Source organism: Pseudomonadota bacterium (assembly GCA_013285445.1).
Lineage (GTDB): Bacteria > Pseudomonadota > Gammaproteobacteria > Xanthomonadales > Wenzhouxiangellaceae > Wenzhouxiangella.
Window position 1 is genome coordinate 1,942,882 of record CP053448.1, and the last position, 20,512, is coordinate 1,963,393.

At 62.6% G+C, this 20,512-nt stretch carries 25 protein-coding genes and 1 tRNA gene; 7 read left to right on the forward strand and 19 right to left on the reverse strand.

Annotated elements, in window-relative coordinates; translation table 11 throughout:
- Window positions 1–17: 17 nt before the first annotated feature.
- Both HND55_08805 and HND55_08810 read left to right on the forward strand, forming a co-directional pair.
- A tRNA-Asn gene (locus tag HND55_08805) sits at window positions 18–94 on the forward strand.
- 164 nt (window positions 95–258) lie between these two features.
- A complete protein-coding gene (locus HND55_08810) occupies window positions 259–534 on the forward strand; it encodes a hypothetical protein (protein QKK02737.1) in 276 nt (91 codons plus the stop codon).
- A gap of 179 nt (window positions 535–713) precedes the next feature.
- Here the strand turns inward: HND55_08810 and HND55_08815 are convergent, their stop codons facing one another.
- From HND55_08815 to HND55_08850, 8 genes are all read right to left on the reverse strand, one after another.
- The gene (locus HND55_08815) at window positions 714–1,688 is read right to left on the reverse strand and encodes a hypothetical protein (GenBank protein QKK02738.1); all 975 of its coding nucleotides are present in this window, start codon (window positions 1,686–1,688) and stop codon (window positions 714–716) included.
- A gap of 121 nt (window positions 1,689–1,809) precedes the next feature.
- Window positions 1,810–2,283, reverse strand: a complete 474-nt coding sequence (locus tag HND55_08820) for a hypothetical protein (GenBank protein QKK02739.1) — start codon at window positions 2,281–2,283, stop codon at window positions 1,810–1,812.
- A gap of 10 nt (window positions 2,284–2,293) precedes the next feature.
- Entirely contained in the window at window positions 2,294–3,688 is a 1,395-nt protein-coding gene (locus tag HND55_08825) for a hypothetical protein (protein QKK02740.1), read from the reverse strand.
- Window positions 3,685–3,951, reverse strand: a complete 267-nt coding sequence (locus HND55_08830; protein QKK02741.1) for a hypothetical protein — start codon at window positions 3,949–3,951, stop codon at window positions 3,685–3,687. The genes HND55_08825 and HND55_08830 overlap by 4 nt, the downstream gene beginning before the upstream one ends.
- Complete coding sequence (locus HND55_08835) at window positions 3,948–4,142, reverse strand: hypothetical protein (GenBank protein ID QKK02742.1); 195 nt, start codon at window positions 4,140–4,142, stop codon at window positions 3,948–3,950. The genes HND55_08830 and HND55_08835 overlap by 4 nt, the downstream gene beginning before the upstream one ends.
- A gap of 307 nt (window positions 4,143–4,449) precedes the next feature.
- A complete protein-coding gene (locus HND55_08840) occupies window positions 4,450–4,821 on the reverse strand; it encodes a hypothetical protein (GenBank protein ID QKK02743.1) in 372 nt (123 codons plus the stop codon).
- A 197-nt stretch (window positions 4,822–5,018) separates the two neighbouring features.
- Window positions 5,019–5,228 (reverse strand): hypothetical protein, encoded by a 210-nt coding sequence (locus HND55_08845; protein QKK02744.1) that lies wholly within the window; start codon window positions 5,226–5,228, stop codon window positions 5,019–5,021.
- A gap of 288 nt (window positions 5,229–5,516) precedes the next feature.
- The gene (locus tag HND55_08850) at window positions 5,517–6,419 is read right to left on the reverse strand and encodes a virulence-associated E family protein (protein ID QKK02745.1); all 903 of its coding nucleotides are present in this window, start codon (window positions 6,417–6,419) and stop codon (window positions 5,517–5,519) included.
- Here HND55_08850 and HND55_08855 point away from each other — a divergent pair.
- On the forward strand, window positions 6,402–6,743 hold the full coding sequence (locus HND55_08855) for a hypothetical protein (protein QKK02746.1): 342 nt from the start codon (window positions 6,402–6,404) through the stop codon (window positions 6,741–6,743). The genes HND55_08850 and HND55_08855 overlap by 18 nt on opposite strands.
- Window positions 6,744–6,754: 11 nt before the next feature.
- Here HND55_08855 and HND55_08860 read toward each other — a convergent pair whose 3' ends face one another.
- The 8 genes from HND55_08860 to smc form a co-directional block, all read right to left on the reverse strand.
- Window positions 6,755–7,012, reverse strand: a complete 258-nt coding sequence (locus HND55_08860; GenBank protein ID QKK02747.1) for a hypothetical protein — start codon at window positions 7,010–7,012, stop codon at window positions 6,755–6,757.
- Window positions 7,013–7,028: 16 nt separating this feature from the next.
- A complete protein-coding gene (locus HND55_08865; GenBank protein QKK02748.1) occupies window positions 7,029–7,220 on the reverse strand; it encodes a helix-turn-helix domain-containing protein in 192 nt (63 codons plus the stop codon).
- An 82-nt stretch (window positions 7,221–7,302) separates the two neighbouring features.
- Entirely contained in the window at window positions 7,303–7,617 is a 315-nt protein-coding gene (locus HND55_08870; protein QKK02749.1) for a hypothetical protein, read from the reverse strand.
- The gene (locus HND55_08875; GenBank protein ID QKK02750.1) at window positions 7,614–8,885 is read right to left on the reverse strand and encodes a tyrosine-type recombinase/integrase; all 1,272 of its coding nucleotides are present in this window, start codon (window positions 8,883–8,885) and stop codon (window positions 7,614–7,616) included. Before HND55_08875 ends, HND55_08870 begins: the two co-directional genes overlap by 4 nt.
- Window positions 8,886–9,164: 279 nt before the next feature.
- Complete coding sequence (locus tag HND55_08880; GenBank protein QKK02751.1) at window positions 9,165–9,605, reverse strand: universal stress protein; 441 nt, start codon at window positions 9,603–9,605, stop codon at window positions 9,165–9,167.
- A gap of 195 nt (window positions 9,606–9,800) precedes the next feature.
- Window positions 9,801–11,822: an NAD-dependent DNA ligase LigA gene (gene ligA, locus HND55_08885; GenBank protein ID QKK02752.1), complete on the reverse strand. Its 2,022-nt coding sequence runs from the start codon at window positions 11,820–11,822 to the stop codon at window positions 9,801–9,803.
- Window positions 11,823–11,829: 7 nt separating this feature from the next.
- Window positions 11,830–12,534: a cell division protein ZipA gene (gene zipA, locus HND55_08890; protein ID QKK02753.1), complete on the reverse strand. Its 705-nt coding sequence runs from the start codon at window positions 12,532–12,534 to the stop codon at window positions 11,830–11,832.
- Between the two features lie 55 nt (window positions 12,535–12,589).
- Window positions 12,590–16,078 (reverse strand): chromosome segregation protein SMC, encoded by a 3,489-nt coding sequence (gene smc / locus HND55_08895; GenBank protein ID QKK02754.1) that lies wholly within the window; start codon window positions 16,076–16,078, stop codon window positions 12,590–12,592.
- A 66-nt stretch (window positions 16,079–16,144) separates the two neighbouring features.
- On the opposite strand from smc, the gene queF reads away from it, so the two are divergent.
- Window positions 16,145–16,534, forward strand: coding sequence for an NADPH-dependent 7-cyano-7-deazaguanine reductase QueF (gene queF, locus HND55_08900; GenBank protein QKK02755.1), 390 nt, complete (start codon window positions 16,145–16,147; stop codon window positions 16,532–16,534).
- Between the two features lie 72 nt (window positions 16,535–16,606).
- Here the strand turns inward: queF and HND55_08905 are convergent, their stop codons facing one another.
- The 3 genes from HND55_08905 to HND55_08915 form a co-directional block, all read right to left on the reverse strand.
- Window positions 16,607–17,332: a peptidyl-prolyl cis-trans isomerase gene (locus tag HND55_08905; protein ID QKK02756.1), complete on the reverse strand. Its 726-nt coding sequence runs from the start codon at window positions 17,330–17,332 to the stop codon at window positions 16,607–16,609.
- A 97-nt stretch (window positions 17,333–17,429) separates the two neighbouring features.
- Entirely contained in the window at window positions 17,430–17,699 is a 270-nt protein-coding gene (locus tag HND55_08910; protein QKK02757.1) for a BolA family transcriptional regulator, read from the reverse strand.
- On the reverse strand, window positions 17,696–17,995 hold the full coding sequence (locus tag HND55_08915) for a YciI family protein (GenBank protein QKK02758.1): 300 nt from the start codon (window positions 17,993–17,995) through the stop codon (window positions 17,696–17,698). Before HND55_08915 ends, HND55_08910 begins: the two co-directional genes overlap by 4 nt.
- A gap of 156 nt (window positions 17,996–18,151) precedes the next feature.
- On the opposite strand from HND55_08915, the gene HND55_08920 reads away from it, so the two are divergent.
- The 3 genes from HND55_08920 (at window position 18,152) to HND55_08930 (ending at window position 20,507) form a co-directional block, all read left to right on the forward strand.
- On the forward strand, window positions 18,152–18,934 hold the full coding sequence (locus HND55_08920; protein QKK04050.1) for a segregation/condensation protein A: 783 nt from the start codon (window positions 18,152–18,154) through the stop codon (window positions 18,932–18,934).
- 6 nt (window positions 18,935–18,940) lie between these two features.
- The gene (gene scpB / locus HND55_08925) at window positions 18,941–19,717 is read left to right on the forward strand and encodes an SMC-Scp complex subunit ScpB (protein QKK02759.1); all 777 of its coding nucleotides are present in this window, start codon (window positions 18,941–18,943) and stop codon (window positions 19,715–19,717) included.
- A 115-nt stretch (window positions 19,718–19,832) separates the two neighbouring features.
- Window positions 19,833–20,507 (forward strand): pseudouridine synthase, encoded by a 675-nt coding sequence (locus tag HND55_08930; GenBank protein QKK01165.1) that lies wholly within the window; start codon window positions 19,833–19,835, stop codon window positions 20,505–20,507.
- The last annotated feature ends 5 nt before the right edge of the window (window positions 20,508–20,512 follow it).

Genomic DNA, 20,512 nt, shown 5'->3' on the forward strand with positions numbered 1-20,512 from the left:
AATAAGCGGCTTCCAATTCCCCGGTAGCTCAGCTGGTTAGAGCGGGTGACTGTTAATCACTAGGTCGTTGGTTCGAATCCGACCCGGGGAGCCAAGAAAATCAAGGCCTTGCACGGTTCGCCCTGCAAGGCCTTTTTCATGATTGTCCCTGTTTTGTACCAGTAGCAGGTACAACCCCGAATGCAGCCCTGGATAAATAGTTATCCATTACCCTTGAGTGTGATACTATTTTATCCACTATCGCACCAGGGGCGGGTCATGGATCAGATTCGAATGCATATCAAGCTAGGCGACCAGCGCACCACGATTAGCGCGGATACTATTTTAGTCGCCATGCTGACCATCAAGCTCGGGCATGATCCCGACAATGCGGCCACGGTGGCGCGTGAATGGCTCCAGGCTCGATTGCCCGACAAGGTCGGCACCGACAAGGGCAAGGGTAAGCGCACCAGTCAGGCCGCGCGTGAACTCATGATCGAGGCCATCGCGGATAAAAAGTTATCCAGGGCTTACGATGATTGGGTGATTGGATAAGACTGTATCCGTGGTGCCATGCTCTGCGGCGATGCGTTGGGCGGTTTTCATGTGGTCACTTTGACCACTTGCGCGGTCGCCGCCATGCCCCTTGTTTTCCCGCTCATACTTCCGCCCAAGGTAGTAGCCAATAAAAACCCCCGGCCACTGACCGGGGGGTGACTGGCGGAGTGAACCAATCAATTCGTTTTCAGGAAGGCCAGCGGGATGTTCTTGCGCTCGAAGACCCGATCCCAGTTCGAGCCGTTCTCAAGCTCTGCAAGGCTCGGGCTTTCGCTCGAAACCGTATCCTCGACCCAGTTGAAGCCCGCCGGGTGCACGGCCAGATTAACGCGGCTGTGTAAGGTCTGCTGACCACCACCATTGCCGGCGCTCGGAGCGTTCTCGACTTCCGTGCCGGGCGCAATACGCGGCTCGGTCAGCCCCCAGCCCACAGCACCGGGACCGAATAGCACGGTCGTGTATTCGGGCGGGCTACCGCTGACGACCGGCAGGCCGTCGTCAACGATCACGCGAAGGCCTCGGAATACCTGAATGAACGAACCGTCCGACTCGCGTTCGCTGTCGATCAGGTCGTTTTTGAGCGCGACCTTGTAAATGTCCGAGTGCATCGCGATCGCGGTCAGGTCGCGCATGGAATCGCCCAACGTTCCAGCAGCCTCGATGACGGCTTCGGCGCTGAATGCGGCGCCGGCATCGTGAATCAGGTCGCCGCCGTCGTTCGACTCGTTATCGGCCAGGATACCGCTCAGGCTCGCAATCAGTCGCTTCTGTAGCTGGCGCGTCCAATAGGCTGCGGCGCGTGCCTGAATGCGGTCGATGGCGTCGGAGCCGGACAGTTCGGACGCCAGGTTCATCGCAGACCAGCTCTGGTGCAGAAACGATTTGCGGACCTTCTGCTTAGCCGATTCCAGCTTTTCCGGCGTCGACGTGGTGCCGGCAACATCGGTCACGATGTCGGCTTCATCGTCGCCCAGATCCAGCCAGACGGGGATGGTGAACGATTCGGAGCCAGCGCGGAGTTGCTGTTCGATAACGGCATTGCGGCTGGCAACGCTAGATTCGACGAACGCGGACGCTTGCGCGGTGTTTTCGACGATGTAGCCGGTAAATTCTTCCGGCTTCACAATGTCAGTAAGGCGGGTAACGGCCATGATGGCACCTCCTATCAATCGGGAAAATTGACGGGTTTGGCCTCTGGCCTTTCCGTGTGGCGCTCAGCGCCGGGAAGGGGCGAACAGCAGCGGCTCAGCCAGCACTGTATGCCCGTACAGTTTAGCGCAATCCGTAACTTCGCGCACGCGGCGCGGGTTCGCTTTTTGCCGACTGCGTTTCCGTGGTGCCGCCCGATCCGCTGGCGCGGCTTCCCAACAAAATCGTTTTCGAGTAGCCGGCAGCTTGCAGTGCCTCTTTGACTTCGTCGGCATCGAATCCGGCCACGCGCTCGCCTTCGGCGTCGAACAGGGCAATGCCATCTTCGCCGCGCTCGAACTTGAACTGGCCGTCCAGCAGTTTTCTGGCCTGGTCGGTCGGCACGGTGAAAACGTCTTTCAGCAGATCATCAACCGGGTTGTCGACGGTGATGCGCTGCACTTCGGCTTCGGCCCTGTCGGCGCGCTCGTTTGCTGTGTCGCGCTCGCCTTCAAGCTCGGTGACGCGGGCTTTCAGTTTCTTGACCTCGGCCAATAGCTGATCGCGCTTTTCGACCAGGCCTTGCAGTTCGGGGTTGTCCTTTTCTTTCTCACTCATGGGGATTACCTCACATTAGGGAACCGACATTCGGGAAAACCAGCTTCTTTTCGAGCACGCCACAATGCACAACGGCACCGGCAGCGGCGTTGATCAAATCGTCATGACCGCCGGGGCCGTGGTCGATGCTGTCGCGGCCGGCCCGACTGGTGCGGCGCTCTAGCTGGTTCAGTTGCGAAACCAGCCGCTCATTGTCCAATAGCTCGACCGTCTGACTGTTCAGCAGTGGCAGCAGGTCGCAGTAGAGTTCGGAGCGCGTACGCTCTGAAACCTTGTAGCCGATCCCGCGCTTTCGGAATTGCTCGCGCGGCCATTCGCCGGCGTAGCGGTCGCCGATCACGTGCCGACAGCGGTAATGCCGCAACAGTTGCACGAACTCCGAGACCACCGACTCCGGCGAAAAAGGCGGGCGAACCTCTCGCACCGTGTCCAGAAAGACTCGCTCGCGTTCGCGATGGGCGATGGCGAGGGTAAACGAATCACTCGAACCGCCAGACGGATCGACGAAGGCGGTATAGCGAACATCTGCGACCTTGGGCCGTTCACGACAGCCCGGCTCGATGCAGGCCTGTATGACTTCGAGGCTCGCGAACTCTTCCACGTCCTTTCTGAACTCGGCCAGGTACTCGGCGCCGGCGGCCGCGGGATCGTCTGCAAGCGCGTCATTGACGATTTGCGCGGATAGGGTTGGGTTCATCGTTCGGGACGGCGCTTTGGCGACCAGAACGCGTCCCGTTTTGCCGTAATACCTTCGGTACTGGTCCCACAGCATGCCTCGGCGCGCATAGGGACTCGACAGCGCGATCAGTGGGCCGCCAAGGGTTGCCAGCGCCGGCCGGATGGATGCGACGACCTCACGATCGGGCTTCGCGCCATCCGAATACCAGAAGGCGATTTCGTCCAGAATCGCAGCGGCCAGCGTATAGCCTCGAAGGGCGCGAATGGAGCAAGTGCCGACCTCGATAACCGTTCGGTTCGAAAGTTCGACGCTTTCCGTTGTGCGCTTCGTGACCATGCGCGCCAGCATGGGATTGCCGTCGATCAGTCCCTCTACATAGCGCATGACAACGCGCGCCTGCCGGCGGTCGGCAGCCACAACAAAAACGGTTGCGACTTCGCCCGGGGACAAGTTCTCGGAATGATCGCGGAAGCAGGCCTCGAAGACGGCCAGCAGGGCGGCAATGTGCGATTTGCCACCACGGCGGCCGATGGCCATCCAGAGTTCATCGCTGGGCTTGTCTGGCGGCCTCTCGCGGCCCGTGACGGCTTGGAAGGGTTCCCGCTCGGCATCGGTCAGGGATAGGCCGTAGAAGCCGGCCAGCAGCGCCCGCCACGCGTGCCAACTATCGCCGGCGAACAGATCGCCGAACAGGTCGGGGTTGGTCATGGCATCGCGGATATTCAATGGTGCGCTTCCCCTGCCTGCTCGATACGCGCTCGCCATACTTCGACGAAGTTACCCGGCGGCAGAAGTTCGGGCACCTGATCGCGAATGAACTCGACGGCCTCGTCGAACGTCACCGGGCCATACGTGAACCAGCGCCCCGACATGGGCATGAACAGGCCAACGGTGGATGTGCTGGGGCAGTAAACGACGCCAACGCGGCCCGCCTCGTCGAATATCCATTTACTCGAATCGGCTACCGCTTCTTCGGGGATACCAATCATTTGGCGACCTCCATTAGATCGGCCTTGATGTTTTCCAGGGGGCAGGGCTGCGAGTAGACACCGAGCACTTCGACCTCGAAGCCGGGCAGGATATGAGCCTTGCCCTCGTCATCCAGGATCACGGTCACGGTTCCATGCCGATGAAGCGCGTTCCCGATCGCCCGGACGGTCTTTTGCAGCTTGTCGGTCATGGGCGGCGCTCCAGAAGGGGCAGAAGGTCATCAAGGCGAAGGATGGCAAGCCAGTCGCCGCCATTGCGTCTGTGAGCTACTACAGGCAGTTGGCCGGGCGCTGCCTCATCAATGGCCTGTGCCATCGCCTCGGGCAGTCTCAGGCGCTCGACTCGTTTGCATTCCCAGTGAACACGCAGACTCGGGCAGACAACATCAGGCGAATCACTACCGCCTCGATACTGTTGCCCGCGTCGGGCCGGGTGGCCGTGGTCTGTCAGGTAATGCGCCAGTTCGAGTTCGCCGCGCGCGCCCTTGTCGCGCGACCTCACTTGGCCGCCTCGATGTATTCGGCCAGCGTCGGGGTGACGTCGCGGGCAACGCGCTCCAGGCCGATATCAAGTAGCAGCCGGCGAAGGGTGTTCGTCGCCGTGGTGAAGGTGGCGGTATCAAGCTCGCCAGTGCGCACGAATTCAGCCTCGGCCTGCTCACACCATGTCGCCAGTGCAGCAGCACGGCAGACAATGGCCGCCTTCGCCGTGGGCATGTCGCCGCCAGTGTCGGCCGAAATGTGCTCCACGATCTCGCGGTATCGACGCGCCGCCCATGTCCGGCCATCAACGCCGGGAAGCCGGCCGGGCGTCATGCCTGCGCCGAAATTCGGCTTCGATGGGGCTTTCGGGGCGCTGTCGTGCGTCATTATTGGCGGCTCAAGTGGTACATTTCAGGGACAGAATACACGCTGCAAGGCAATAAGTACAGGGGTTACAAGGGTTTACAGGGTGGCAGAAAGTGGTAATCAATCACTTGCCGGGAAAAAGGGGCTTTCAAAGGTGCATTTTTGAGGCATCTTCACCACGCCAATTCCGGACACCTCGGACACTTCCCCTAGTCCGTTCATCGTTCCGGATTCCAGACGATGGAGCCATCGTGCATTCGCTCGGCAATGCGCCGCGCGGCTTCCGGGGTCTGCCAGTCGGGGTCATCGGCATCAATCATGAAGCCAACTAGCGCGTCCGGGTCCACGTCAAGGCCACGGCAAGCTTCACGGCACAGATTGCACAGCTCCGACAGCTTGCTGGCTTGAATAAGCTTGAACTTGCTCATCTACCCACCCTCCGAAGCCCTCGCCAGTCACAAGCCCACCGACCACCACCGGGCGCTTGCACTTCGACCATGTTGTGAGGGCGCATCCCGACCACCGTGCAGATACCCAGGTTTCCGGCCTTCACGCTGTCCCCGATCCGAAGGGGCCGATTAAGCCCTGACTCGGAAAGTTGCGTTTGTTGCTTGCCTTGCTTGCCTAAAGTCAAGGAAGTCAAGGAAAACCCACTACCATTTCGGGGAGAAGGTTCTGTATAGAGAAGGTGCGGAAATTTGCTTGCCTTGCTTGACTCACTCACCCTTCAACCTCCATACGATTTCGCGCTGGCCGCCGGTCTTTTCAGGTCGGTCGATCCAGCCCAGCTCGCGCATGATTCCGGCCACGCGTTTTGCCTGTGGAGCCGATGCCTTGCCTCGGGGCACTTGGAGCATGTCCAATAGCTCGGCCGTCGTGACCTGCGGCTTGTCTGCGACGAAGGCAGCAATATCTGAAAGCCAGGGGTCATGTTCGACGCGGGCCAACTGCTCGGCTTCGGCGGCGCGGATGATCTCGGGATCGGTGAAGTGCCATTGCTCGCCTGACTTGAAACAGGCGACGGCTTCCGCGAATAGCTGGCCGCGATCTTCGCGCAGTGCCTCGATGTCGATCTCGCCGCACTTGACCGGCCAGAATCGGCGGTTGCCGGTTCGGTCGCGAAGGTATTGCCCTTCGTTGGTCGTGGCGATGAAGATGCAGCGGCGCGGCTGTTCGACAACATGGCGGCCATAGGCGGGCCGGTACTTGTCCACCTTGCGAGAGATAAAACTCTTGACCGCCTCGACTTCGGACCTCGACATGGCGGCCAGCTCCGACAGCTCGACAAACCAGGCTCCAGACAATGCGGCTATGCCATCCTTGCTGTGCATGTCGGGCAGGTTTTCCTGTGTCCAGTCACCGCCCAGGGTGCGGACAGTTTCGGTCTTGCCGACACCTTGCGGGCTTTCCAGACAAAGAACATGGTCAGCTTGGCACCCTGGTCGAAGCGCTCGTGCAACTGCCGAGATAAGAAACGCTCGGGCAATGGCTCGGTTTAGCTTTGTCGGCATGGCACCCATGTAAACGGTCAGCCAGGATTCAAGGCGCGGGCTGCCGTCCCATTCGAGACTGTTTAGCCAATCGGCCAGCGGGTCGAAGCCGTGGCGCCGCGCCACCATTCGGGCGGTATCCGCTACCGTCGTCACCGCTCGACACGGCAAGCCCTTCTGCTGAAGCCACAGCAGAAGTTCGGTGTCGTCCGCATCAGCCCAGGGCCGGCGCTCGAATCTGCCTCGCTGCCAGGGCGGTGCTTTCGTCAACAGGGTTTGTTGCTGGAACTCATCGAAGCCGACGATTCCGGACAGTTCCGGCGCCAGCTCGAGCGCCGTGGCGATGTTGATCGCGCTACCCTCCGGCTTGCCCTTGTCGTTGGTCTGCAACTCGTGCCGCCAATCATCGCGGCGGGCATCATCAATGCTGGCGAGCATTGCCCTTGCTTCTGATTCGATGCTGCTCATGTAAGCACCTCCCCACCGCGAAGGGCGGCCAGGACGCGGAAAACGTGCTGGTGCGCAGCGTGAAGCCGCTCGTAGTCGCTCCAGGCGAGTCCGTAGCCGGCGGCCATCCGGTCTGCCGCCATGACGATGATCGAAACCTCGTGCTCGAGCGCTCGGGCGGATGCGTTGCGAAGCGCGGGGGTGGTATGATTGTTTCTGGAATCGCCGCTTGCCCGTGTGCTTTTCCGGCCCGCTCCCACAGCGGGCCTTTTCATTTCAGGGTGCCTCATTTCAAGCCACTCCCGCCACCGGCGTCTGCTCGGTTTCTGCGATCCAGCGATTCAGGGATTGGCGGCGATAGCGGACTTGCCGGCCGATCTTGCACCAGGGCGGGCCTATGCGCTCGGCCCGCCAGCGAATGACGGTGCGATCGGAGACGCCGAGAATTTCGGCAACCTGCTCAGTCGATAGAAGCTCGTGCATGTTGTGGCACCTGGTCGTCATGTATAGGTGCCATGCTGGCCGCTGTGGGGCGTGAAGTCAGGCTACACTTTTCTGAAAAATCCTAACCTTTGCGGGACTCCCAAAGCTGTTTCACGCGGCTTTCGGAAAGGTCAAGCTCGTCGGCAATGTGCGCTCGGGCGTCCTCGACGCTCAGGCCGCAGCGGCGGGTGAAGAATCGCATTGATTCCACGATCTCGCCGTCACGCTTCCAGTTGCGATTCAGGCGCGGCTTGTCCCCGCGCAGCGCCCGGATCAGGGCTTGCCGCATGTGATCAGTTGTTACCCTGCCGCCGTCCTTGAGATAGCGGATCAGCGCCTCGGGGTCGCCGCTGCGCTCGAATCGCCAGGCGGCCGTGATCTCCGCAATGTCAGTCATGCCAGCCGCTCCCTTGTGAATGTCGCGACGTTATCGTCAGCAGGTTTGCCCTCAACAATGCGGTTTAGGCGGCGCTCCCAGGCCTCCAGCGCCGTCCTGATCTCGCGCTGGTAGTGGTGGGCGTCATAGACGCCGATGATCCCCTTCTTCGCGTGCCCGATGGCGATCTCGGCCACCATCACAGGGACGCCAGCAGCGGCCAGCCCCGTCCGCATGGTGCGGCGCAGATCGTGAGCCGTCCAGCAGCCCCAATCGGGGCTATCCTTGCTGCCCAGCGCTTCGCGGTACTTGCCGACGGCCTTGGATACAGCATCCGGCCTCAGCGCCTGACCTGGCCGGGTTTCGAAAACGATGTCGCCGGGCCTTGTCTTGCGGCGCTTGCTCAGCCGCTCGACCTCGGCCCTTGCATCCTCAAGGATCGCCAGCGCGATTTTCGTCAGCGGTACATGATGCTCGGTATCGGTCTTGCCTCTGCGGCTGCCCGGGATCGTCCAGACGCCGCTCTTGATCTCTGACCAGCACATGCCGACCACCTCGCCGGGGCGTTGCCCTGTCACCAGCACCAGTTTCAAGGCCAGCGCGGTTAGCCGGTGCATTCCGACTGATTCGACGGACTCCCAGAATGCCCGGATTTCATCATCGTCCAGAACGCGGGTGCGGCTCCGGGGCTTCATTTCCGGGCTGATCTTCGCCGGCCTCAGCGTCGCGACCGGGTTCGAGTCGATCAGCTCCTCATCTTCGCACCAGCCGAAGAAAACCTTTATGTTGGCCAGTAGTAGCCCTGCCTCCCTGCCCTTCGTCTCCGCCACGTCGCGGATGATGCGCCGGACTTCGGCCCGCTTGACGTCTTTCACCTTCGCAGCGCCGACCTCCGATAAAAAGTAGCGGCGCAGCCGGGATCGGGCAGCCTTGCCGCTTGCCAGCTTGTCGTAGTGCTCCCGACAGAATTGCTCGGCAGCGTCAGCCACGGTCGGAGCCTCGCGCCTGACCTTGCGTTCGAGAACAATGTCCGCCCCGCCGTCGATCTTGCGCTTGTACTCAACCGCTCTCTTGCGGGCAGCGGCCAGCGTCCAGGTCGGGTATCTGCCGATTGTCAGGCGGCGATCAGTGCCGCCGGCCTGGTATCTCAGAATGAAAGCGACGGTGCCCGATGGCAGGGCGCGGATTCCGAATCCGGGCGGTGCATCCTTGTGGTCATCGTAAATAATTCGCTGCCCTCTCTCGGGCGGCTCCAGCTTGCGGATGGCGGCATCTGATAACACTGTCACTTGGCACCTCGTCGGGGAATTGTCCCTGTTTTGTACCAGTACAGGTTAGCATATTGTGGCATCTATTGTCACTTGCCTTCATGCAGTGATAGCCCGCAAGTATATGAAACCATTACGTTTCAAGGTGAAAAGTTCATCAGGTACAATGGGTTATGTACCACCATAATTTGCTGCTGTTAATCACTAGGTCGTTGGTTCGAATCCGACCCGGGGAGCCAAGAAAATCAGGGCCCTAGCGTTCCGGCGCTCGGGCCTTTTCTTGTCGGCACGGTTCGGCCGTCAGGTAATCAGCAAGATCGGGCTACGGGCGTGGCGACTCACCTTGTCACTGACGCTGCCGAGCAGCAGACTGCGCACCGTCGACAGGCCGCGGCGACCGATGACGACCATCACCCCGGGATCATCCTCGGTGTAGCGGATGATTTCCTCGGCAGGGTCACCGATGGAGGTCTCTTCCTCGGCATCGGCGGGAAAACCATCACCAAGCGCCTCGTGAATGCTGTCGAAGGCGCGCTGGGCGGCGGCCTGAGCGGCCTGGTCGATGTCTTCGCGCGACATGCCCACCATTCCGATCACCTCGACAGAGGCCGCAGGAAAGACGTAGAAAAAGCGCAGCCCGGCCCCTGTCTGTTCGGCCAGATCGGCGCCAAACCGGGCTGCTCGGACGGCGTTCTCCGAGCCATCGACCGGTACCAGGATTTCCTTGATGCCGTCACTCATGATGCTCACCTCGTTTCCGGGTTCGGGTTTAACATGGCGCGTCGCCCGCGCCGCGAAGCGCACGTTTTGTCATTCGCGTTACCCCAGTGTACGCCGCATGCCGCTACAGGAATTGACCTGCAGCAGATTCGCTTAGGGAGCCTCTGAACAACTCTGCGCGGGAGCGACGGCGCCCGCGGAGACTGATCCAGAGCGTCATTGGCCCTGATCGAGCAGTTCCTGCAAATCCGTCTCACCGAGGATTCTCACGCCCAGCTCGCGGGCACGTTTGAGCTTGGAGCCCGGCGACTCACCGGCAATCACGGCCGTGGTCCGGGCCGAGACCGTCGATGTCACGCGTGCGCCGAGCGACTCAAGCGCCTGTCTGGCCTGCGCTCGCGTCATGGACTCGAGGCTGCCGGTCAGCACGTAGCTCCGGTCATTGAGCGGTCGCGCGGCGGCCGGATCGCTGCCGGCTTCGGCCTGATAGCGCACCCCGGCAGCCAGCAGCTGCTCGATGACCTCCCGATTGTGCGATTCGCGAAAGAAGTCGTATACGTGCCGGGCCATGACCGGGCCAATATCCCGGACTGCCTCAAGCGCTTCGACATCGGCTTCGGCCAGCCGTTCGAGCGTGCCAAAGTGACGCGCAAGATTGCCCGCGCCGACCTGGCCGATTTCGCGGATGCCGAGCGCGAACAGCAGCCTTGCGAGGCTGACTTCCCTGCTCTCGTCAATTGCCTTGAGCAGATTCTCGGCTGACTTCTCGCCCATGCGGTCGAGCGACATCAGGGTCGACTTGTCCAGCCGGTACAGATCCGCCGGGCTGTGGACCAGATCCTGCTCGACCAGCTGGGCGACCAGGCGCTCTCCCAGACCGTCGATATCCATCGCCTGGCGACCGGCAAAGTGTTCCAGCGCCCGACGCCGCTGCGCCGGACAGACCAGCCCGCCGGTGCATCGCACAACCGCTTCCCCCTCGACCTGGCTGACCCGCGAACCACAAGCCGGACAGGTGGTCGGCATGTGCCACCGGGGCAGTTCCGACTCGCGCCGCTCGGGGACTGCGCGGACGATCTCGGGGATGACATCGCCGGCACGCCGGACGACAACCCAGTCGCCGGGACGGATATCCTTGCGCTTTATCTCGTCGGCATTGTGCAGGGTGGCGTTGGTCACAGTCACTCCGCCAACAAAGACCGGCTCGAGCCGCGCCACCGGTGTCAGCGCGCCGGTCCGGCCGACCTGCACATCGATCTCCAGCAGGCGGGTAATTTCTTCCTGGGCCGGAAACTTGTGAGCCAGCGCCCAACGCGGCGCGCGCGAGACCCAGCCCAGCTCGCGCTGCTGATCGAGATCATCAACCTTGTAGACCACGCCGTCGATATCATGGTCAAGCTGGTCTCGCCGCTGGCTCATGTCGCGGTAGTAGCCGAGCATGCCCTCGAGGCCACTGACACAGCGCGCGTCGGGGCTGACCGGCAGGCCGAATTCGCGCAAGGCGGCGAGAATCTCGCTGTGACGGGCCGGCAGACCCTCAAGCGTGGCCGCTCCATAGCAGAAAAACCGCAGCGGACGGCGCGCGGTGACGGCCGGATCGAGCTGACGCAGGCTGCCCGACGCCGCATTGCGGGGATTGACGAAGGGCTTTTCCCCGGCTTCGGACAGACGCTGGTTGAGCGCGTGAAAACCCGAGCGAGTCATGAACACCTCGCCGCGCACTTCCATCCGCTCCGGCAACTTCTGCCCCCTCAGGCGCAGCGGCACAGCCTCAATGGTCCGCACGTTGGCGGTGACGTTCTCTCCGCTGCGGCCATCGCCGCGGGTTGCCGCCAGAGCCAGGCTGCCGCCCTCATAGCGCAGGGCAATGGCCACCCCGTCAAGCTTGGGCTCGGCGCTGTACTCGACCTGCTCGATATCCAGCCGGTCGCGGAGGCGTCGGTCGAAATCGGCCACTTCGTCGGGTTCGAATGCGTTGGCCAGCGACAGCATCGGAACGTCGTGGATCACGGTCTCGAACCCCTCGGCCGGCGCTGCGCCGACCCGCCGGGTCGGTGAATCAGGAGTGACGAGCTCCGGGTGCTCCGACTCGAGCCGTTCGAGATGACGCATCAGCCGGTCATACTCGGCATCGGAGACGACCGGGTCGTCGAGCACGTAGTAGCGATAGTTGTGTTCGCGTATCTGCTCGCGCAGGTCTTTGATTGTCCTGTCTACCGCACCCGAATCGGCACTCATGACATCGTTATTCGGTCTTGATCATGCCGGACTGTCGATCGTATTCGCGCATCTCTTCGCGAATCTGGGCAATCCGCTGCCGCGTAAGCAGGCACTTTCCATCGTCGAGCACATCGGCGTCGAGCAGTCCGCTGATCCGCTGGGCCGTAGCCAGCATGGCGTCCCAGGCATCGAGCGCCGTGACGGGTGCCGGCAGGGTCAGAAACAGGGTTACACCCGGGGTATCGAACAGGTTCCACTGACTTGGATTGAAGTGCCCCGGTGCAGTCAGATTGGCCATGCTGAAGACCGGTTGGGTCGCGCCTTCATGGCGACGATGGAAGATGCTCATCTCGCCAAAGCTCAGACCGGCCTTGATTGCCGCATCAAGCAGTTCCGAGCCGCTGATGCGTTTGTCGCCGCGCCTGCAGATGTACAGGTAGACGATCTTGTCCGGCGGTTCCGCCGTGGCGCCACCGGCCAGCTCTGGCGGACGCGTATGGTGACGATCCTGACCGCTGCCGGTTTCAGACTGATCGGGCCAGTGAGCCGCACGGTCGTCGTCGCCGCCCCGGGAATCTGTCTTGCCCTCACCGAGGTGGGGCTCCCGGCGCACGGCCTGGCGCCAGCGGGCGTGGTTGCGCTGGGTCTGGCCGGCAGGCTTGTGAAAAAGCACGATCAGAGCGAGGACAACCAATCCGATCAGAATGAGAATCAGGCGCAGATTGTCCAAACCGTCCGTCCTTGAGACTGAAATCTGTGAAAAGTGTAACCGAACACTCCCGGCTTCAGGACTCAGCCAGCGCCACGGCACGATCCAGGTCGACCGATACCAGTCGCGACACGCCGGGCTCCCGCATCGTCACCCCGAGCATCTGGTAGGTCACCTCCATGGTGACCTTGTTGTGCGTGACGATAACGAACTGGACCTGTTCCGACATCTCGCGAACCATATCCGAGAATCGTCCGACATTGGCGTCGTCAAGCGGTGCGTCGACCTCGTCGAGCAGACAGAACGGCGCCGGGTTGAGATTGAAGATGGCGAACACGAAGGCGACAGCGGTCAGCGCCTTCTCACCTCCCGACAGCAAATGAATACGCGCGATCCGCTTGCCGGGCGGACGCGCCATGATCGCCACGCCGGCCGAAAGCCAGTCATCGCCAACCATTTCGAGGTGACCATGGCCGCCGCCGAACAGCCGCGGGAACAGCGTTTCCATGTTCTTGTTGACCTGTTCGAAGGTCTCGCGAAAACGCGTGCGCGTGTCGCGGTCGATGCGGCTGATTGCCTGTTCAAGCGTGTCCAGCGCCTCTTCGAGATCGGCCTGCTGGCGGTCGAGGTATTCCTTGCGCTCGGATTCAGTCCTGAATTCGTCGATAGCGGCCAGGTTGACCGGCTCCAGGCGGCGAATCTTCGTCTCAAGCGCCTCGAGCTCCTGTTGATACTGCGCTGCTTCAACGCCCTCGGGCATTTCACCAAGCAACGCTTCGAGATCGGCATCCAGTCCCTCGATGCGTTCGGCCAGTGACTGGGCCTTGAGCTGGGTCTCCTTGAGCGCCAGCTGGCGCTCTGACTGATCCTGGCGGATGTGGTCGACTTCGGCTGCCGCCTGCTGGCGGATCTCGTCCTGCTCGCGCCAGGCGTTTTCGAGCTGCTCGAGGTCCCCGCGCACTTCGCGCAGCCGCGCTTCGATTGCCAGGCGCTGCTCGAGAAATCCGTCGCGCTTTCGCTGCTGGGCAGCAACCGGTTCATCACCCTGCGCCAATGCCTCACTGAGCTCCAGGTAGCGCGACTGCAGCTGCCCGACCTGGCTGTCCATGCGTGAAATCGACTGACGCAGGGATTCCAGCCCGGCACGCCCGGAGCCGACCTTCAGCGACAGCGATTCCCGCCGTTCGCGCGCCTCGAGCAGCGCGCTGCGCGCCTGCTGGCGCTGCGAGTCGAGCTCGCGCTTCTGTTCGCGCAGTGGCTCACGCGCCGCTTCGAACGTGCGCATACGCTCCAGCACCTGCTCAAGCTCGGCGCGCGTCTGGCTGACCCCTTGGCCGTCTTCGTCCTGGCGCTGTCGCAGCCGTTGAAGTTCCTCGCGTGCCGCCTCCCGCTGACGCCGGAGGCTGTCGAGGCGAGACTTCACACCGGCCAGACTGGCGTGTATCCGGGCACGTTCGGCCTGCGTCGACTCGAGCGCGGCGCGCGCATCACCCAGTTCGCCATCGGTATGTTCTCGCCGTGACCGCATCTCGGCCAGGCGCTGCTCGATTGCGGCTATCTGACCGTCATCCTCAGCGATCGATTCAGCCAGTTCCCGTATCGACTGCTCTCGCTCGAGAACGCCGGAATCGCCCTGCTCGGCCGGGGGCTGACGCAGCCAGCCGTGACCCATCCAGAGCCCGTCGGGCGTAATCACCGAATGACCCTGTGGCAACTCTGCCAGGCGTCGCTGACCGGACTCGACGTCATCGACGCAAACCACCCGGGCCAGAACCGGTGTCAGCGCACCGGCCCCTTGCACCAGCGCAGCCAGCGTTTCACTGTCATCGGCTGCCTGGGCGCCGTCTTCAACCAGCATCAGGCCGGCCTCCGGCATCTCGTCGCCGAGGTGCGACTGCAGCCGGTCCACGGTTGCGGCCCGCAACCAGCGTCCTAGCACGCTTTCTACAGCGCGGTTCCAGCGCGGATCGTTGATGTCGATGCGCTCAAGCAGACGCGCCCGCTGGTCCAGGCCCTGGCGCTTGAACCAGGCTTCCCGCACACCATGATGGTCACGATCCTGGTTCAGCAGCCGCAGCGACTCCCGCCGCGCGTGCCGCTCATGGCGCTGCGCACGCAGCTGCTCGAGCGCGTCACGCTGTTCTTCAATCCGCGTGCCGAGCTCGGCCATGGCCTGCTGTCTTTCGTCGACCGCCGCCCGGAGCTCTGCCAGCCGTTCATCGGCTTCCTTCAACTTCTGTTCCAGGCCAGCCTGCTCCGAGACCAGTTCGCCGTGGGGTGCCTCACCGCCATCATCTTCAAGCGTCCGGATGCGCTCGGCGGCACGGCTCATGCGCTCGTCAAGATGCTCGATTCGCTGGCGCAGCAGCTCGGCCTGGCTGGAAACCTCCCCGGCCTCGCTGTGGTGACGCTGCCAGCGCTGCTGCCAGTCCTCGGTCTCGGCGTCGATGCGCTCCACGGCCGCCTGGGCTTCGCGCTCGGCCTGACGGGCCTGCTCAAGCTCGGGCGTCAGCCTGGCCAGTTCCTCCGAAGTGTCTTTCACCTGCGCCTGGTCAAGCACCAGGTGCTGCTTGAGCTCATTGAGCTGTGTTTCGGTGTCTTCGTATTCGGTCTGCTGACGACGGCGAATCTCGCGCTGGTGTTCGATCTCCTGTTCGATGCGCGCGATCTGTCCGGCCACTTCGTACAGCTCGCCCTGGACGCCGGCCACGACGTCGCGGGCCTTGTGCTGGCGCTCACGCAGGGCTTCGAGTTCCTTTTCGGCGCTGCGCTGGTCGCTCAGTCTGGCTTCCAGTCGCGTTTCCACTTCGTGCAGCTCGGCGCGCTCCTGATCGGCACGGGCACTGAGTTCACGCCAGCGCAGCGCCAGCAGACGCGCCTCGTCCTGGCGGTAGCGCTTCTGGAGCTTGCGGTAGCGCTCGGCCGCGTTTGCCTGACGTTTGAGCTTGTCGAGATGCTTGCCGACCTCCTCGCGCAAGTCGCTCAGGCGCTCGAGATTCTCGCGCGTGTGCCGAATGCGATTCTCGGTCTCGCGTCGCCTTTCCTTGTATTTGGAAATACCGGCGGCTTCCTCGAGAAAGGCTCGAAGCTCCTCGGGGCGCGCCTCGACGATCTGGGAGATCATGCCCTGTTCGATGATGGCGTAACTGCGCGGTCCCAGCCCGGTGCCAAGAAACAGGCGGGTGATGTCTTTGCGGCGGCACCGGGTGCCATTGAGATAGTAGGCGGACTGGCCATCCCGGCTGACCTGGCGCTTGACCGAGATCTCGGCGTAATCAGCATACTCTCCGCCAGCGCGCCCGTCGCTGTTGTCGAAGACCAGTTCGACCGTCGCGGTCGCCACCGGCTTGCGCGCACTCGAGCCCGAAAAGATCACGTCACTCATCGATTCCCCGCGCAGCTGGCGCGCGGAGCTTTCGCCCATCACCCAGCGCACCGCGTCGATGATATTGGACTTGCCGCAGCCGTTCGGTCCGACGATGCCCATCAGGTTGGACGGAAACCTGATCGTCGTCGGTTCCACGAAGGACTTGAAGCCGGACAGTTTGATGGCGGTCAGTCGCATTGACTCAAGTGTCAGCCCGAATTTGTTGTAATAATGGCGCGATTGCCCGACGCGAGATACATCCGCATGCCCTCAGAACCCAGCCGGGATCTCGAAACGTTTCCCAACCCGCAGCAAGCGCGCGATTATACCATTCGCATCCGAGTGCCCGAGTTTACCTGTCTGTGCCCGAAGACCGGCCAGCCCGATTTCGCCGAGCTCCGGCTCGCCTACGTTCCCGACACGCTTTGCGTCGAACTGAAATCGCTCAAAACCTATATCTGGAGCTTTCGCGACCAGGGCGCGTTTCATGAAGACGTGACCAACCGAATCCTGGCCGATTTGGTGGCGGCACTCAAACCGCGTTTCATGCGTCTGACCGCTGAATTCAACGTCCGGGGCGGCATCTATACCACCGTAGTGGTCGAACATCGCGCCGAGGACTGGCAGCCAGCCAAGCCGGTCACGCTGCCCTGAGCGCCCACCCCGGGCGCGGCTGACAGTATTCGGCGACAAAGATCGGCCACGCCCGGGTTGACGTGATCGATATCAGTCCGCCTGCTCCGGCTCCAGCGGCAGCACCGGCACGATATCGGCCGCCTCATAGAGCCGGTCGATGACCTCGCGGCGCTGCTGCTGGCGAATCGTGCGTTCGATACCCTCGCGCACCTGCTCGAGCGGTGGCGCCTGCAGCGGCCGGGTATCCATTACCCGAACAATGCGCCAGCCTTGCGGCGTCGGCAACGGGACAGAAACAGTCGTGCCCGCACCGGCGCCCTCAAGCTGAGCGGCAAACTCCCCGGGCACCTGGCTGAGGTCGATCCAGCCCGGCTGCTCGATCGCGCGGCCCTCGGCTTCGGCCCGGTCGCGCGCGACAGCGTAGTCGAATTCGCCGCTCCCGATCGCCTCCAGTTGCTCCAGGGCCTCTCCCTGGCTGGCATAGGTGATCGTCTCGATGCGGTACTGCGTCGTTCCGGCGCGCTGATGCTGGGCATCGTAGACCGCCCGAATCTCTTCCTCGGAGATCGGCTCGAGGGCGACAGCCCGATCCAGGTAGCGACGAAACAGGGCTTCCATCTCACGCAGGCGACGTTCGGCCAGAAAATCCGGGTCCCGATGCAGTCCTTCGGCGATGGCGGCATTGGCCACCGCCCTTACACGAATCATTTCGTCGAACAGCTCACGCATGCTGTCATGGTCGGTTTCGTCCACGCCGCGCGCGGTCATGATCTGCTCCAGCATGCGCTTGGTGATCGGCTCGCCGTCGACCGTCACCAAAACGATTTCTTCGGGAGCGGTTTCACTGCCCGTCTTGTCATTCTGCCCACAGGCAGCAACAAGAAACAAAACAAATATACAACTTATCAGATATTTACAATTCATTTGGAGAAACTGCCTCAATATTGAGCGCGTGAATATCGGTCTGCATCAGATCGCCAATGGCAGCATACACCCGACGATGCCGAGCCAGCCGCGGCAGGCCGTGAAAGACATCGCTGACAATGCGAATGCGGAAATGCCCACGCCCGTCGCGAGCTCCCGGATGGCCGCGGTGCAAATGCGACTCGTCGATAACATCCAGACTCTCAGGCGCCAGCTGCGCCTCCAGCCGGCGCCGGATTTCGCTGACCCGGCGGCTCATGGCAGCAGCTGGCGAAAGGGCTGAACTTCAACGGCATCCCATGCGCCGGACTGCAGGTAGGGATCAGCCTCGGCCCAGCCACGTGCGTCAGACAGACTTTCGAATTCCGCCACTATCAGTGAGCCGGCGTAACCCGCTGGGCCGGGATCCGGGGCATCAATGTGCGGCAGGGGGCCGGCAATCACCAGTCGACCCTCGTCGACCAGGGCTTCGATACGTGCCAGATGGGCCTCGCGCGCGCTGGCGCGCCGCGAAGCACTGTCCTCGACATCATGTCCCACGATCATGTACAGCATGGTCTCGGTTTAGCGGTCTGTCCAATCGTCAACAGGCCGGCACGACGCCGGCAAGGTCGCAGACCATTGTAAGGGGGATCGCCTCGGTAGCGGTCCGTTTCCGCTACACTGCGCCCCATGAATAATCATGTCGAAACCGGCGCCCAGCAGGAAGAGATGCCGTTTGCGGTCGTCCAGGGCGAACCGCTGCTCAGGCTGCCCGATGATCTCTACATTCCGCCCGACGCCCTGGAAGTGTTTCTCGAAGCCTTCGAGGGGCCGCTGGATCTGCTGCTGTATCTGATTCGGCGACAGAATATCGACATTCTGGACATTCCGATTGCAGAGGTCACCCGCCAGTACATCGGCTATATCGAAATGATGACCGACCTGCGGCTGGAGCTGGCCGCAGAATACCTGGTCATGGCCGCGATTCTGGCCGAGATCAAGTCGCGCATGCTGCTCCCGCGACCCGGCGCCGACGAGGAAGAAGACGAGGAGGACCCGCGCGCCGAGCTGGTCAGACGACTGCAGGAGTATGAGCGCTTCAAGCAGGCGGCCGAGGACCTGGATAGCCTGCCCCGGCTGGAACGGGACATCGCCGTGGCCAGCGCCGAAATCGAGCACGCCGAGACGATTCGGGTACCGCCTGAAGTTGACCTGCGCGAAGTGCTGCTCGCGCTGCGCGAGGTCATGGCCCGCGCTGAAATCCTGGCCCATCACCATATTCAGGCCGAACCGCTGTCGGTACGTGAGCGCATGGCCCGCATCGTCAGCCTGGTTGCCGGTGAGCAGTTCGTGGAGTTCAGCCACTGCTTCGACCTGGAGGAGGGCCGGAAAGGTGCAGTCGTCACCTTTCTGGCCATGCTCGAACTGCTGCGCGAGCACCTGATCGATCTGGTACAGCAGGAACTGTTCGGTACCATCTATGTTCGCCAGCCGGCCCCAAACCAACTCTGACCCGATATGCCCATCGAAGAGCTCAAACGAATCGTTGAAGGTGCGCTGCTGGCGGCCGGTCACCCGCTCAGCCTCAACCAGCTCAGCGGCCTGTTTCCGCCGGACGAACAGCCGAGCCATGGCGCCCTGCGCGAAGCGCTTGCCGCGCTGGACGCGGATCTGGAAGGGCGTGCGGTCGAGCTGATCGAGGTCGGCAGCGGGTTTCGGCTGCAGATCCGGGCCAGGCTCATGCCAACCATTTCGCAGCTGTGGACGGAAAAACCGCCGCGCTACTCGCGCGCCCTGCTCGAAACCCTGGCCATCATTGCCTATCGCCAGCCGATCACGCGCAGCGACATCGAGCAGATTCGGGGTGTATCGATCAGCTCCAGCATTCTGCGCACCCTGCAAGAGCGCGACTGGATCCGGGTCGTCGGCCATCGCGACGTGCCGGGACGGCCGGAGCTGCTCGGAACAACGCGCACCTTTCTCGACTACTTCAGCCTCAAGTCGCTCGATGAACTGCCGACACTGGCCGAGATCAAGGACATCGACAACCTCGAACCCGAACTGGATTTTGATGCCGCCAAGGCGGCCCGAAGCAGCGCCAACGATGACACCCAAACGCAGCAAGAAGCGCCACACGACCAGCAACAGGCCGACGTCGAGCCGGACGAGTTCAGAGATCACCGGTCATCGGACGGGACGGCCGACTCGCACGGCGAAAAAGCGGCCCAGTCGGCCGTCGCGCCGGCCAACGAACGCGAAGAAGCACCCCCGGCCGACGAAAACAGACAAGCCTGAGGCTCCTTACGCGGCCGACGAGCGCCTGCAAAAAGTTCTGGCTCGAGCCGGCCTCGGATCGCGGCGGACCATCGAGGCGCGCATCGAGCGTGGCGAGGTTCGGGTTGATGGCCAGGTGGCACGCCCTGGAACCGGTGTCCGCGCCGGCCAGCGAATCGGCCTGGACGGACGCAGCTGGCAGGTCGCTGCCCGAACCGCCCAACACCAGACCCTCGTTTACCACAAGCCTGAAGGCGAGATCACGACACGACGCGATCCGCAGGGACGAGCAACCGTGTTCGACCGTCTGCCGCGGCCGGCACAGGGCCGCTGGATTGCGATTGGCCGCCTCGATATCAATACTGCCGGTCTGCTGCTGCTGACCACCGACGGCGAACTGGCCAATCGCATGATGCACCCGGCCGGCCGGGTCGACCGCGAATACCTGTGTCGCATTCGCGGCACGGTCAGCCAACAACAGATCGAACAGCTTTTGAATGGCGTCGATCTGGACGATGGACCGGCCCGCTTCAGTGATGTCGTCGCCGGTGAGTCGACCGGCAGCCACAGCTGGTTCACGGTGGTCATCATGGAAGGGCGCCAGCGGGAAGTAAGGCGGCTGTGGGAAGCCGTTGGTACGCAAGTTGCCCGGCTCAAGCGAGTGCGATTCGGCCCGGTGTTTCTGCCGTCCCGCCTGCGGCCCGGACAGTACGAAATATTGGCGGCAGCCGACCACGGCATCCTGCGCGAGGATGTCGGGCTGGCATCAAAGGCCGTGGAGCTCGTGCTGACAAAAGGCGCCGCGACATGACCGGC

Excerpts from the sequence above, each read along its gene's own strand:
- HND55_08810 (QKK02737.1), top strand. The coding sequence starts at position 259 with ATGGATCAGATTCGAATGCATATCAAGCTAGGCGACCAGCGCACCACG.
- HND55_08815 (QKK02738.1), bottom strand. The coding sequence starts at position 1,688 with ATGGCCGTTACCCGCCTTACTGACATTGTGAAGCCGGAAGAATTTACC.
- HND55_08820 (QKK02739.1), bottom strand. The coding sequence starts at position 2,283 with ATGAGTGAGAAAGAAAAGGACAACCCCGAACTGCAAGGCCTGGTCGAA.
- HND55_08830 (QKK02741.1), bottom strand. The coding sequence starts at position 3,951 with ATGATTGGTATCCCCGAAGAAGCGGTAGCCGATTCGAGTAAATGGATA.
- HND55_08835 (QKK02742.1), bottom strand. The coding sequence starts at position 4,142 with ATGACCGACAAGCTGCAAAAGACCGTCCGGGCGATCGGGAACGCGCTT.
- HND55_08840 (QKK02743.1), bottom strand. The coding sequence starts at position 4,821 with ATGACGCACGACAGCGCCCCGAAAGCCCCATCGAAGCCGAATTTCGGC.
- HND55_08845 (QKK02744.1), bottom strand. The coding sequence starts at position 5,228 with ATGAGCAAGTTCAAGCTTATTCAAGCCAGCAAGCTGTCGGAGCTGTGC.
- HND55_08850 (QKK02745.1), bottom strand. The coding sequence starts at position 6,419 with ATGGTGGCGCGGCGCCACGGCTTCGACCCGCTGGCCGATTGGCTAAAC.
- HND55_08860 (QKK02747.1), bottom strand. The coding sequence starts at position 7,012 with ATGAAAAGGCCCGCTGTGGGAGCGGGCCGGAAAAGCACACGGGCAAGC.
- HND55_08865 (QKK02748.1), bottom strand. The coding sequence starts at position 7,220 with ATGCACGAGCTTCTATCGACTGAGCAGGTTGCCGAAATTCTCGGCGTC.
- HND55_08870 (QKK02749.1), bottom strand. The coding sequence starts at position 7,617 with ATGACTGACATTGCGGAGATCACGGCCGCCTGGCGATTCGAGCGCAGC.
- HND55_08880 (QKK02751.1), bottom strand. The coding sequence starts at position 9,605 with ATGAGTGACGGCATCAAGGAAATCCTGGTACCGGTCGATGGCTCGGAG.
- ligA (QKK02752.1), bottom strand. The coding sequence starts at position 11,822 with ATGAGTGCCGATTCGGGTGCGGTAGACAGGACAATCAAAGACCTGCGC.
- smc (QKK02754.1), bottom strand. The coding sequence starts at position 16,078 with ATGCGACTGACCGCCATCAAACTGTCCGGCTTCAAGTCCTTCGTGGAA.
- queF (QKK02755.1), top strand. The coding sequence starts at position 16,145 with ATGCCCTCAGAACCCAGCCGGGATCTCGAAACGTTTCCCAACCCGCAG.
- HND55_08910 (QKK02757.1), bottom strand. The coding sequence starts at position 17,699 with ATGAGCCGCCGGGTCAGCGAAATCCGGCGCCGGCTGGAGGCGCAGCTG.
- HND55_08915 (QKK02758.1), bottom strand. The coding sequence starts at position 17,995 with ATGCTGTACATGATCGTGGGACATGATGTCGAGGACAGTGCTTCGCGG.
- HND55_08920 (QKK04050.1), top strand. The coding sequence starts at position 18,152 with ATGCCGTTTGCGGTCGTCCAGGGCGAACCGCTGCTCAGGCTGCCCGAT.
- scpB (QKK02759.1), top strand. The coding sequence starts at position 18,941 with ATGCCCATCGAAGAGCTCAAACGAATCGTTGAAGGTGCGCTGCTGGCG.